The 12,302-nt window shown below is 36.1% G+C and carries 12 protein-coding genes and 2 pseudogenes; 6 read left to right on the forward strand and 8 right to left on the reverse strand.

Annotated elements, in window-relative coordinates; genetic code table 11:
• Nucleotides 1-168: 168 nt before the first annotated feature.
• The 5 genes and pseudogenes from KI369_RS16260 to KI369_RS16280 form a co-directional block, all read left to right on the forward strand.
• Nucleotides 169-1,587 (forward strand): annotated as a pseudogene (locus KI369_RS16260) (DUF4158 domain-containing protein); the annotation flags it as partial.
• Nucleotides 1,588-1,898: 311 nt separating this feature from the next.
• Entirely contained in the window at nucleotides 1,899-3,383 is a 1,485-nt protein-coding gene (locus KI369_RS16265; RefSeq protein WP_000172443.1) for a spore germination protein, read from the forward strand.
• A gap of 77 nt (nucleotides 3,384-3,460) precedes the next feature.
• A pseudogene (locus KI369_RS29825) lies at nucleotides 3,461-4,485 on the forward strand (GerAB/ArcD/ProY family transporter).
• A gap of 4 nt (nucleotides 4,486-4,489) precedes the next feature.
• A complete protein-coding gene (locus KI369_RS16275; protein WP_000702268.1) occupies nucleotides 4,490-5,620 on the forward strand; it encodes a Ger(x)C family spore germination protein in 1,131 nt (376 codons plus the stop codon).
• A gap of 375 nt (nucleotides 5,621-5,995) precedes the next feature.
• Nucleotides 5,996-6,547 (forward strand): recombinase family protein, encoded by a 552-nt coding sequence (locus KI369_RS16280; RefSeq protein ID WP_000576160.1) that lies wholly within the window; start codon nucleotides 5,996-5,998, stop codon nucleotides 6,545-6,547.
• Between the two features lie 22 nt (nucleotides 6,548-6,569).
• Here the strand turns inward: KI369_RS16280 and clpP are convergent, their stop codons facing one another.
• From clpP to KI369_RS16320, 8 genes are all read right to left on the reverse strand, one after another.
• Entirely contained in the window at nucleotides 6,570-7,151 is a 582-nt protein-coding gene (clpP, locus tag KI369_RS16285; protein ID WP_001049162.1) for an ATP-dependent Clp endopeptidase proteolytic subunit ClpP, read from the reverse strand.
• A gap of 242 nt (nucleotides 7,152-7,393) precedes the next feature.
• Nucleotides 7,394-8,263, reverse strand: coding sequence for a DUF421 domain-containing protein (locus KI369_RS16290; RefSeq protein WP_125902852.1), 870 nt, complete (start codon nucleotides 8,261-8,263; stop codon nucleotides 7,394-7,396).
• 20 nt (nucleotides 8,264-8,283) lie between these two features.
• Complete coding sequence (locus tag KI369_RS16295; RefSeq protein WP_000215901.1) at nucleotides 8,284-8,490, reverse strand: DUF1657 domain-containing protein; 207 nt, start codon at nucleotides 8,488-8,490, stop codon at nucleotides 8,284-8,286.
• Nucleotides 8,491-8,499: 9 nt separating this feature from the next.
• On the reverse strand, nucleotides 8,500-8,850 hold the full coding sequence (gene spoVAE, locus KI369_RS16300) for a stage V sporulation protein AE (RefSeq protein ID WP_000575919.1): 351 nt from the start codon (nucleotides 8,848-8,850) through the stop codon (nucleotides 8,500-8,502).
• Nucleotides 8,847-9,863, reverse strand: a complete 1,017-nt coding sequence (gene spoVAD / locus KI369_RS16305) for a stage V sporulation protein AD (protein ID WP_000938965.1) — start codon at nucleotides 9,861-9,863, stop codon at nucleotides 8,847-8,849. The genes spoVAE and spoVAD overlap by 4 nt, the downstream gene beginning before the upstream one ends.
• Nucleotides 9,864-10,340, reverse strand: coding sequence for a stage V sporulation protein AC (spoVAC, locus tag KI369_RS16310; protein ID WP_000095399.1), 477 nt, complete (start codon nucleotides 10,338-10,340; stop codon nucleotides 9,864-9,866).
• Nucleotides 10,341-10,370: 30 nt separating this feature from the next.
• Nucleotides 10,371-10,856 (reverse strand): YhcN/YlaJ family sporulation lipoprotein, encoded by a 486-nt coding sequence (locus tag KI369_RS16315; RefSeq protein WP_212956640.1) that lies wholly within the window; start codon nucleotides 10,854-10,856, stop codon nucleotides 10,371-10,373.
• 93 nt (nucleotides 10,857-10,949) lie between these two features.
• Nucleotides 10,950-11,156: a DUF1657 domain-containing protein gene (locus KI369_RS16320; protein ID WP_000216164.1), complete on the reverse strand. Its 207-nt coding sequence runs from the start codon at nucleotides 11,154-11,156 to the stop codon at nucleotides 10,950-10,952.
• A 484-nt stretch (nucleotides 11,157-11,640) separates the two neighbouring features.
• On the opposite strand from KI369_RS16320, the gene KI369_RS16325 reads away from it, so the two are divergent.
• Nucleotides 11,641-12,302 (forward strand): tyrosine-type recombinase/integrase (locus tag KI369_RS16325; RefSeq protein ID WP_062822090.1); only part of this gene is annotated, 662 nt, incomplete at its 3' end.

The raw sequence follows: 12,302 nt of genomic DNA on the forward strand, positions 1-12,302 counted from the left end.
TCATTCTATATTCTTTCAGGCTTAATCACAGGGTTACTGCTCTAGTCCGTCAGATATATTACAATAAAAGGAAAATGGTTTAGCTTTGCTGCTTTTCTTAGTTATCTTGATGGTCTCTATGTTTGAAATTATACTATTAAAAAAACATGTAGATCAGAGGGAGAACCAGTGAAGAAAAATTGGAATGAAGAAGAGCTTTTAGCAAACTTTATGTTAATGCCAAATGAACTACATCTATCTATGGGGAATAAAACAGAAACGAACCGTTTGGGCTTTGCCGTGTTACTAAAGTATTTCCAACAGAAAGCTAGATTCCCTAGCCAAAAGCAAGACATCCCAAAAGTAGTGATCGAGTACATAGCGAAACAGCTTGATGTTTCGCATGATCAATTTGATGAATATAGTTGGGGTGGAAAAGAAAAGACTTATACCCGACATCGAAAAAATATAAGGGATTTTTTTGGATTTCAGGAGCTTACACGTACAGATAATGATCGTTTGGGACAATGGTTAGAAGAACAAGTTCAGTCTACACATGATACAGACTATTTAAAAAACCAAGCATACAGTCTCTTTCGTAAATGGAAAGTTGAACCTCCTTCTATTGGGAGCTTAAAGCGTATGATTGACTCTGCCATTGATACTTTTGAAAAGAGCTTATATAAAATGACATATCAGCAATTATCTGCTAAGACGTGCACTCGGTTAGATGCTTTACTTGAGTCCCATGCTGATGAGGATTCTGATGGAGAGGAAACCGACATTTTAACTTTTCGTCAACTATTATCTTCTCCTCGTAAACCAAGTGTAAATGCGATGGAGATGGAGGTTAAAAAACTGTTAGCTATACGACATCTCCAAATTCCTAATGGTTTGTTTCATCATATGACTCCAAAATTACTAAAGAAATATCGACTTCGTGCAGCTACTGAGACTGTAACGGAATTGCGAGCACATCCAGCACCCATTCGCTACACCTTACTTGCCATCTTATTTTGGCATCGTCATGCTGAAGTTATCGACTATTTAGCTGATCTGTTGGATGAAATCACTCTCAAGTTCGGAAATAAGGCCAAGAATACTACCCGTAAAGAAGCAGTAGAAGAGTTGGAAAGGGTTCAAGGGAAAAATAAACATATTATCAACTTATTAAAAGCGACGGTTAATCATCCAGATGGAATTATTCAAGATACTCTATATCCGATTGTAGGCGCTTCAACAATTCGGGATATTATTAAAGACATGACAAGAAATCACCGAGAATACAAAGAAAAAATCTATATAAAGATGCATTCTTCCTATCGGGGGCATTATCGGATTGCTTTCTGTAATATCTTAAAAAATCTTACGTTCAGATCTAATAATCAATCTCATCAACCTGTCATTGAAGCTCTTCAACTAATTCGAGAATATGGTGATAGTGGTCAACGTTTTTTTGCAGCTAATGACGAAGTTCCTATTGAAGGAGTGATCCAGCCCAAATGGAAGGATATCATTATTGAGACGGATAGTAAGGGAATGGAGAGGGTTAACCGAATCAATTATGAGATTGCTGTTTTACAAACACTTCGAACGCGCCTCCGGTGTTTTACCGTTAATATCAATAACATGTGTTGTATTATCGATTTTACGAGTACTGATGTTAGAATTTACTTTATCAAAAGATAATGTAGAACTGCCCCACATTTCATTAAATTCAACCTCATATATACCAGCTAGTTCTGGCCAATTGATTTCTACAACATGTTGTTGGTTACCATCTAAAATTCCTTGTTCCATATTCGTTTCAGAACCATAGGTCCTAAAATTACTCTCAATCCTTACTTCTTTATTAAAACAAGTATAAAATGATTCCTACTTCAAATACTAAAAAAAAACTATTGAAGGATATGATTCAAATGACACTCCATCTAAATAAAAATAACTGCCCTAATTATGAAAAAATTAAATACATCCTCAACGAATCACCAGACTTAATGTGTAGAACACTTGAAGTTGGTGGAGATTGTCTCGAAGTTATTTTCATGAAAAATTTAATTAAACAAGAGTTTCTAAATGAGTATGTAATTAAATACATTCAACAACTTCCGATAGAATACATAACTTACTCTTATTTATTGAAAAACATACCAATGAACGAAGTAAAGAAAAACCTTAAGGAACAAGAGATTATCTCTTCCCTCTTAAATGGATTCGCTTATATTTACTTATCAGACGAAAGTAAAGCATTTATGGTAAATTGCGCCAACCCTATTGAAAGATCTATTGAGAAAGCAGAAACAGAATCATTGGTATACGGTCCTAAAATATCGTTTACAGAATCATTATCTTCTAACATTAAAATTATAAGACGAAATCTAAATGATTCTAATTTGTGTACAGATGAATTAAAAATAGGAGAACGTGTTAAGAAGCAAGTAAGAATTATATATCTTAAAGATATAGCGGATGATGACACACTTAAAACACTTAAGGAGAAGTTTGAAAATATAAAAACTGATAATATAAGTGACAGTTCAGTATTGGCACAATGTCTTGAAGATAATCATTACTCATTTTTTCCACAGTTTATATTAACAGAGTTGCCCGATAGATTCCTCTACTCTATTTTAAACGGACGGATTGGTGTTCTTATAGATGAAAGTCCAATTGCTATTATTGGACCTGCTAATTTTTTTTCGTTTTTTGAATCAACAGAAGACATATATTTGAGATGGTCCTTAAGTACTTTTATAAGATTTATACGATTATTTGCTATGGCAGGGTCACTATTTCTTACAGCATTTTATGTTGCAACCATGACATTTCACTCTGAACTAATTCCATCTAAATTGTTACTTATAATTGGGCAATCACGTTCACAAGTTCCTTTTCCACCTTTGCTAGAAGCACTTTTACTCGAATTATTAATTGAATTACTTAGAGAGGCTGGGGCACGCCTTCCGTCAAAAGTAGGGCAAACAATGGGGATTGTTGGAGGTATTGTTATTGGCCAAGCAACTGTTGAGGCAGGTTTAACTAGCAACATTTTAATTATTATTGTGGCATTTAGTGCATTAGGGGCATTTACGGCTCCTATTTATGAAATGGGCACTGCTATAAGAATTGCTAGATTTCCTTTCATTATTCTAGCAGGTGTTTGGGGATTAAATGGGATTATTATCGGTGTCTGTGTAATGATGGTCCACTTGTTAAAATTGACATCATTAAACAAACCTTATCTTGCACCTCTATACCCTTTTAGGATTAAGGATATAAAATACTTCTTAATACGTCTACCCCACCATTTTTATATGAGACGTCCTGTTGTCAATCGCCCAAAAGATTCATTCCGCACAAGGTGGAGATTTAAAAAAACAGAAAAAGATTTAGATGAATTTTGAGGTGGATAATGAAATCAAATATTAGTTTTGTAAATGCCTATATGGCTTTCTTTATCATACACACTTCGCAAATTGGTATGGGCATACTTGGAGTCCCGAAAATTATTTATCTTGAATCTAAGAAAGATGCTTGGATCTCAGTTTTACTATCCGGTCTATTCATTAGTATTATCACTTGGATTATTATTAGCATACTTAAAAAACATGGAAACTGTAATCTTTATGAAATACACGAAAATTTATTTGGTCGCTTTATAGGAAGTATCATCAATACCTTAATTGTCATTTACTTTATTGCTGTACATTACTCTATCATCATCAGTTATGTTGAATTGTCCCTAACATGGGGATATGAAGGAGTTTATGAATGGGTAGGCACTTTAGCACTATTATTAATAACAATTTATGCAGTATCAGGTGGATTCAGAGTAGTTGCAGGGATATGCTTCTTATCCTTTTTAATGACTATATGGCTGCTATTTGTGATGTATCAACCACTTGATTCCATAAACTTAACTAGAATTTTACCCATCATGTCGACAACTCCGTCAGAAATGATGAAAGGAGTTTTTAAAAGCAGTTATACAATGTTGGGTTTTGAGACTTTATTTTTTATTTTTCCTTTTATAAAGGAGAAAAAAAACTACTTCTATTCAGTCAATTAGCAATCTGGTTTACCACACTTCTTGTTTTAATTGCAACTGTTATTTCCATATTATTTTATAGCCCTAAAGAATTAGAAAAACAGATCTGGCCTATTGTCAGTATGATAAGCGCTGTCCATTTTCCATTTATTGAGCGCTTTGAATCTATAGCAGTTTCATTATGGATATTAGTTATTTTTCCAAATTTATGTATAATCCTATTCATTTCTTCCAAAGGAGTTAAACAAATATTTCATTTAAAACTAAAACATGGAATATGGGTAATCTCAATAATCATTTTTATCACGAGTTTTTTTATCACAAAAAGAGTCGACAATAACCTTTTGATTGATAAAGTTGGTCAAGTAGGCTTTTACCTATGGTTTATCTATCCAATATTCTTATATTTCATTTCAATCATTAAATCTAAAATCTTTTCACGTTCAAAACGGAGTTGAAAAAATGAAAATACGGCTTATTCTACTTTGTGTCTTTCTCTGTACGGCATGTATGCCACCTGAAAAAATATTAGAAAGGCAAGGAATTTCAACTATTATTGGTTTTGACTTACTTGATGAGAATACATACAAAGGCACTATTAGCTTGTTACAATTCGACCGTAAAGAAGAAAAGACGAGTGTAACCATTTCTGCCGTCGGAACTACAAGCAAACAAATAAGACAAAATTTAGAACAACAGACAAGCCACCACCTTACTTCTGGTCAATTAAGGACCATACTGTTTAATAAAAATATGGCAGAAACAGTAGGAATTTCTTCTTTTCTGGATACTATGCAACGAGATAGCAGTATCAGTTCTTTAATCTTTTTGGCCATTACTGATAATGCTGAGGAGACGATTAAAAATAAAAACTATGAAGAATATCCCGAAATGGGATCCTATATCTATCAACTATTGGATAAACACGAAAAGAAAGAAATGTTAGTCAACTCCAACTTGCATGATTTTATTTCCACACTATATGAAATTGGTATCGATCCTACCTTACCTATTCTATCGAATGAGAATGGTGTAGCACCCTATTTAGATGGGGTTGCATTATTTAGGGATGATAAAATAGTTGGTTCTATTTCCATGAAAAAAAACCTGTATATAAAATTATTCACCAATCATAATGCTTTTTTGGGGGATATAACTTTAAATATTCCTGCAGAGGTATTAGAAGAAAAGGGAATAAAACTAGTCGAAAAGCAAAAAGGAGATAAATTTAATATTACAATTCACCCAATAAAGTACCGCGGAAATGTTGAATTATCTCAGGAAGAGTCGGTTAATTTAAATGCATCTATTTTAGTTTCAACTATAGAATTACAGCCTTCTGTTACTCTTAAAAATAAGGAATCAATAAAAAAAATGGAGCTAATAATTGAAGAAGAACTAAACAAAGAATTCGGGGATATTCTTGAGGAGTTTAGAAAATTAAATACTGATCCAATTGGCATTGGAAGAAAAATAAAAAGTATAAGAAAATATTCCAATTTAAATGAAAAAGATTTGAGAGGAAAGTATTCCACATTAAATTTAAAACCAAATATTAAGGTAGAAATAAAACGAACTGGGGCAGTTGATTAGTTCACGAATTACTTGTGAAGAACCTCATTTACTTATGAAGAGCTCACCGAGGTTGATATTAAACTTATCTTCCAATAGTTCAATAATTGTATGTAAAACCATAATTAACTACAATCCTTATTCAACAATCTGGCCCTATTGCGGAACAAAAATAAAAGAGCTCTCTTCAGTCATACTGCGGCTGGTTAGTTTAATAAAATTAGCCCCATAAACGGACATTTATGGGGCTGGTCCTTATTGGAGCAAAACACACTCTATTTACCCTGATCTTTGGTACCAAAACTCATTCCCAAAATCAAAGTAACATTTTTAATAACAAACACCGTTTTTGGTGCTAATATATTCATATAAATAGTTTTTAGTAGGTGATTAATTATGATTTTTGGTTACGCGCGAGTGAGTACGGAGGAACAAAACCTAGATATGCAAGTTGATGCATTAACACAATTCGGGGTTGAGAAGATTTATAAAGAAAAATTAACTGGCACACGAAGAGATAGGCCTCAATTAGAAGACCTTTTAAAAATTTTACGAAGTGGCGATAAAATTGTTGTATATAAACTTGACCGTATTTCACGTTCCACAAAACATTTGATAGAACTGAGCGAATTATTTAACGATATGGGTGTACATTTTGTATCAATTACTGACAGTATTGACACTTCAACCGCAATGGGAAAGTTTTTCTTTCGTACAATGGCAAGCATCGCTGAACTAGAAAGAGATATTATTAGTGAACGAACAAAGTCTGGTCTTCAAGCAGCAAGATCAAGAGGAAAGAAAGGTGGGAGACCTACTAAGAAAGAAGATAAAGTGGAAATGGCTGTTAAGATGTATAAGAGTAAAGACTATACAATTAAGCAAATTACAGTGGCGACTGGTATCAGTAAGACCACGCTGTATAGGTATTTAGACAAGGCGCTATAGGGTTGCCTCAGTAATTTAGTTATTAACGATTTGTAAAGATCTTATCGATTAAACCGTATTCTAAAGCTTTTTCTGCTGTCATGAAGTTGTCGCGGTCTGTGTCGCGTTGTAGTACTTCAAGTGGTTGACCAGTGCGGTCAGCAAGAATTTGGTTTAGTTTTTCACGTAAGAATAGGATACGTTTAGCAGCGATTTCGATTTCAGTCGCTTGACCTTGTGCCCCGCCAAGTGGTTGGTGAATCATTACTTCACTGTTTGGAAGTGCATAACGTTTTCCTTTTTCACCTGCTGCAAGTAAGAATGCACCCATAGATGCAGCCATACCGATACAGATTGTTGATACTTGCGGTTTAATAAACTGCATTGTATCGTAAATTGCCATACCTGCTGTGATAGAACCACCAGGGCTGTTGATGTAGATGTGAATATCTTTTTCTGGATCTTGAGATTCCAAGAATAAAAGCTGGGAAACGATTGAGTTAGCTACGTTGTCATCAATTGCGCTACCAAGCATAATGATGCGGTCTTTTAATAGTCGAGAGTAAATATCGTAAGCGCGTTCTCCACGATTTGTTTGTTCAATTACTGTAGGAATTAAATTCATCTGTTATTTCCTCCTTCAAAAGCTTTCTTAGTCTTATAATACAATTATGGTCAATAAAGGTCAAACGAAACCACTTTAAATCAAAAAAATATGTAGTTGTACCATGAAATATTCGCTATGTTTTTGAAATTCCCTGCTTATGTATCTTCAACATCATAACCGAATTACATAAATTTAAACGTTATAAAAACTGTAGAAAAAAAGAAAAGAACGCCTTTTTTACTGAAGCGTTCTTTCGATATCTATTCTTTTAAAAGATAGGTCACTTTATTTAAAATCTTTTCGATTTGTTTCGCGTTTTTACTATACATTTCGCTTGCTGATTTCGACTTTGTTTCTAAAGAAAATAGTTCAAGATCAGCATGACATTTTTTTAAAGATGCCAATAATAAAGGTTTGTTTTGAGGAGAAGGCATTTGTAGTTTGTCATTATAAATGTCGATAGTAAGTTGTCCATATGAATCCACTTGACCGAGAAAGACGTTTTCAATGACAACACCGAGTTTTTCGAGCTCAGAATGTAACCAAGCTCGGTTATGTCCGCTTGCTGAAAGAGGTTCATCTAGTACATTGCCATCCATAATAACAGTTTGTGGTTCTTTTTCGTTTGCTACTTTTAAACCGATGTCTTTTGCTGTGAGTGGTTGGCGATCTTTCTTTAATAATACATTTAATTCTCCGCTCGGTTCTAGTACAGCAAATTCAACATCAGCTACGCTGAAGGCATCTTTTCCACGAAGAAGTTCCAGTAATTCGTCACTTGTATATTTTTCTTTCTTTAAGTTGTCTTCGAGTATCTTTCCATCTTTTATTAATACGGTAGATTTCCCTTGAAAGAAGTCCCGAGCTGTTTTGTTCTTTAAAGAAAGGATTCCTGTTAAAAAAGGTACCACAGCGAAAATGAGTATCGCAAAGACGCCGTGAAAAAATTTTGAATCGAGCCCTGTAGATACTTGGGCAGCGATGACACCGATTGTCATTCCGGCTATGTATTCCATAAAGGAGAGCTGAGAGATTTGTCTTTTCCCTAACCATTTCGTAATAGCGAATAAAATAATTAATATGAATACAGAGCGAAGAATGACAAGTGTCCATTCCGGCAGGTGAGACATATTCATTTCCTCCAGTCTACTTAAAACCCTTTATATTGAGGTTCTTCACGTTCTAATACTGAAACTCTATTTTGTAAATCAGCGATGATGCTCTCCATTTCTAACATACATTCATGAAATACACGTTTTGATTCTGCGTCCTGTGAATGTAGTGAAAGGGAGCTCAAACTTGCTTGAGCGCCCCTTACACTAGCAAGGCAGGTTTTGACGCTAGCGATAACTGTCATACGAACACCTTATCCTTTCGGTTTGAATAGCAATGCTCCGATGAAGCCGAAAATAATAGCTGCGGATACACCGGCGCTTGTTACTTTAAACATGCCGGTAATAACGCCAACGATGCCATGTTTTGCAGCTTCTTCCATTGCACCGTGAACGAGGGCATTACCAAAGCTTGTAATAGGTACAGTTGCCCCAGCTCCAGCGAAATCAATTAATGGTTCATACAAATTGAATCCATCTAATATAGCTCCAGCAACAACGAGTGTTGCCATTGTATGAGCTGGTGTTAGCTTTCCAACATCAAACATAAGTTGGCCGATTACACATATAAGTCCGCCAATGACGAAAGCCCAGAAAAAAATCATTGCGTTGCACCTCCAAATTCAATCGAAACGGCATGAGCGATACACGGAATCGTTTCTTCTTGTTGGAATGTAAGTGGAGATAGTAAAGCGCCTGTCGCAACGACAAGTATTTTATTAAACTCTCCTCTTTTCATTCGGTTTAATAAGTGACCGTATACGACCGTTGCGGAACACCCTGGTCCACTAGCGCCAGCGATGACAGGTTGCCCTTCTCTATAAATGAGCAGCCCGCAATCTTGAAACTGTTCGCTCGTTACTTTCGTTCCGTGTTTATGTAATAAGTCATAAGCAATTTCGCGTCCTACATGTCCGAGGTCACCCGTTACGATTAAATCGTAGTAAGAGGCATCAATTTGTCGTTCGCGTAAATGGGCTTCAATTGTATCAACGGCAGCTGGAGCCATTGCACCTCCCATATTAAATGGATCTGTTAATCCCATATCAACCACTCGTCCGATTGTGGCAGATGTTACCCTAGGACCGTGTCCAGTATCGCTTAAAATAGCAGCTCCTGCTCCGGTTACTGTCCACTGCGCGGTAGGTGGTTTTTGCCCACCATATTCGGTAGGATAGCGGAACTGTTTTTCTACAGCTGTATTATGACTGGATGCACCAGTTAATAAATATTTTGCGCCTTTTGCATTTACGATACTTGCTCCAAGTGCTAAACCTTCCATAGAAGTAGAACAAGCGCCGAATAGTCCGAGATAAGGAGTGCCCAGTGTACGGCAAGCAAAGCTTGTAGGGGTAATTTGATTAATTAAATCGCCTGCGAGTACAAATTGAATATCGTCTTTACGAAGTTTTGCCTTTTCAGTAGCGCGGCTACAAGCTTCTTCGAACAAAATTTTATGTGCTTTTTCATAGGAATCTTGTCCGAGCCATAAATCTTCATGGAGGGTATCGAAGTCTTCTGGAATTTTGCCTTTAGCTTCAAACGGCCCGCCAACGACTCCCGTCGAAATAATAACTGGTTTGTTTTCAAATACCCACGTTCGGTGTCCTTGTAACATTTATAGCCCTCCCCATTGAACGAGAATCGTTTTAATAAGTGCGATGACGAAAGCTGAAAATACACCAAATAAAATAACAGAACCGGCTAATTTAAACATATTTCCTCCAACGCCGAGTACGAACCCTTCAGTTCGGTGTTCGATACATGCGGCAATAACAGAGTTACCAAATCCAGTAACGGGTACAGCTGTGCCTGCTCCAGCAAACTGTCCAAAACGATCGTATATACCAAATCCAGTTAATAGCATGGAGATAAAAATAAGAGTTGCGACTGTTGGATTCCCTGCTGAGCGTTCAGTGAAATCGAAATACGTAATATAAAAAGTAGAAATGAGTTGTCCGATGAAGCAAATGAAACCACCGACAAAAAAGGCCTTTATACAATTTTTTAAGACAGGGCGCTTTGGTTCTCGTTCTTGCTCAAATTTTTTATACTCCTGTTGCACAGGGGTTAAGTTTTTATCTTTACTAGACATTGCAATCCTTCCTTTTCTTTAAAAAAAGCGTTAAGTGTTAGACTCCATTTTTTTCCCAATGAGTTTTAATTGCTTATTAATCTCGTCTTTAGATACTTCTTTCTTCTTAATTTTGCTTTCAAGTTTTTCGAGTAACATAAAGATTTTTTTATCTGTACTTACACGAACATCGAAAGTGGGGTGCTCATCACTTAGCTGCTTTTGGAGCTTCTTACGGAGAGGTTTTAATCCAAATCTTTCGTGATGCTCAGGTGTAACTGCTATGTAGAGATCTAAATTTGAATTTACTGCTGTACTTTTTATAATTTCATCCATAGCAAGAGCTCTTTTTTTTGCTCCTTGTGATATAGATTGATTAAAGGATTCCGTACTCGTCTTTGTTAATTTAGGACCTTTTTCTTTCTCCGTTCGTTTTGCTTCTTCTTTCTCTTTTTTATCTAAAGGACTATTATCACATCCGGTAAAAGAGCTAAATAGAAGGGCAAATAATACGGTTATGAGTCCGAGTTTTTGCATATTTATCATTCCATTTCTATTGCAATATGTAATGTGATAGAAAAAGGATGACTGCATATCATCCTTTTTCTATTTCACAGCAAGACTGATTCGTTATTGCTGTGAGTATTGTGGTTCTTCTTGTTTGACTTCTTCAACGCGTGGGTTTAAAGAATCGATAATCGTTTGTGTTTGCTGCGCAGCTGTTTGGAAAAGTTGCTTAGCTTGTTGGTTATCCGTATCAAGAGCGAATCCCTCTAAGCTAGCTTGTGCACTTTTTAATCCAGAAACAGTTTGTTTTAATTTCGTAATTACAGTCATTGAATGAAGCCCCCTTTGGAATATTAATTCAAAGATTATAATTTGTGAGTTGGGGTGAATTTATGATTGGAAAATTTAGGGGGGTGCTTTGTTAATATACTCATAACTAAGCGTCATAAAGGATTACGGGGATATTTTTATTGATTTAGATGGATTTTATTGCTATTATTATGAGAAGAAAATGAAGTGTTTTCTATTATCATGCGCCCATAGCTCAGTCGGATAGAGCGGTGGTTTCCGGTACCACGTCTTATATATGACAAAGGAAACCAAATGTGCTTTAGGGTGCGGTATAAAGCTGTTTGTCGGAGTTTTTAACGCTTAACTTGAGCGGGAACAAACCGCAAACGTCCTACGTAGGCATTAGCGAATTATTGTCGCATAGTAAAAAGGTGCTACGTGTAACCAAATGAAGATAATGATAGTACATATGCGGAGAGCTTCCGTCTGAAATTCGTTTCAGATAGGGGGCTCTTTTTTTATTATGTCTAAAAGTATACGAGTAGTAAAAAGACGAAGAGAAGTAGTTGATTTTATTGGTACTGCGGAAGCACTAGACACAGAAGCGGCGATAGCGATTGCTGCGCAGGCATTTCGGGCAGAGGGATTTAGAAAGCGTACTATAGATGATTACAGCAAGCTCTTTCGTTATTTCATGCGAGAATTGAACATTGAGAAAGTCGAGATCATTACGGCGGCACATGTACAAATGTATATTAATAAGCTGCTTAATCGAGAATTAGCACCTGCCACTGTAAATATTCGCATATCGGCGTTGAAGTCGGTCTTTAAGCGATTGAATGAGCAGGGCTACATTAAAAGCAATCCCGCTGTAGACTTTGTAAAGTTACGTACCGATGAAGCGCCGATTTTTACGCTAAATCATAATCAGATAAAGCGCATTTTTCGTGTGGTAGATAAGACGACCTATGCAGGCTATAGAGATTACTGCGCCATGCTGCTTATGTTGCACTGCGGGTTGCGTGTAAACGAAGTAAATCAGCTAGAGGCTAACGATATAGATTTTGATAACCTTACGATTATGTTAGCAGGCGCTAAGAATAAGAACCGTAAAACTAGAGCTGTACCTATGACGAAGAAGGTAGCGGAAGAGCTACGAATGCTTATAGGGGTCCTACCACATGC

The sequence above is a fragment of the Bacillus sanguinis genome (genome assembly GCF_018332475.1).
In the GTDB taxonomy this organism is placed as follows: Bacteria; Bacillota; Bacilli; order Bacillales; family Bacillaceae_G; genus Bacillus_A; species Bacillus_A sanguinis.

What these genes read in the sequence shown, in the direction of transcription:
- spoVAD (WP_000938965.1), bottom strand. Translation starts at nt 9,863, where the DNA reads ATGTTACAAGGACACCGAACGTGGGTATTTGAAAACAAACCAGTTATT.
- spoVAC (WP_000095399.1), bottom strand. Translation starts at nt 10,340, where the DNA reads ATGTCTAGTAAAGATAAAAACTTAACCCCTGTGCAACAGGAGTATAAA.
- KI369_RS16290 (WP_125902852.1), bottom strand. Translation starts at nt 8,263, where the DNA reads ATGTCTCACCTGCCGGAATGGACACTTGTCATTCTTCGCTCTGTATTC.
- KI369_RS16275 (WP_000702268.1), top strand. Translation starts at nt 4,490, where the DNA reads ATGAAAATACGGCTTATTCTACTTTGTGTCTTTCTCTGTACGGCATGT.
- KI369_RS16280 (WP_000576160.1), top strand. Translation starts at nt 5,996, where the DNA reads ATGATTTTTGGTTACGCGCGAGTGAGTACGGAGGAACAAAACCTAGAT.
- clpP (WP_001049162.1), bottom strand. Translation starts at nt 7,151, where the DNA reads ATGAATTTAATTCCTACAGTAATTGAACAAACAAATCGTGGAGAACGC.
- KI369_RS16315 (WP_212956640.1), bottom strand. Translation starts at nt 10,856, where the DNA reads ATGCAAAAACTCGGACTCATAACCGTATTATTTGCCCTTCTATTTAGC.
- KI369_RS16295 (WP_000215901.1), bottom strand. Translation starts at nt 8,490, where the DNA reads ATGACAGTTATCGCTAGCGTCAAAACCTGCCTTGCTAGTGTAAGGGGC.
- KI369_RS16320 (WP_000216164.1), bottom strand. Translation starts at nt 11,156, where the DNA reads ATGACTGTAATTACGAAATTAAAACAAACTGTTTCTGGATTAAAAAGT.
- KI369_RS16265 (WP_000172443.1), top strand. Translation starts at nt 1,899, where the DNA reads ATGACACTCCATCTAAATAAAAATAACTGCCCTAATTATGAAAAAATT.
- spoVAE (WP_000575919.1), bottom strand. Translation starts at nt 8,850, where the DNA reads ATGATTTTTTTCTGGGCTTTCGTCATTGGCGGACTTATATGTGTAATC.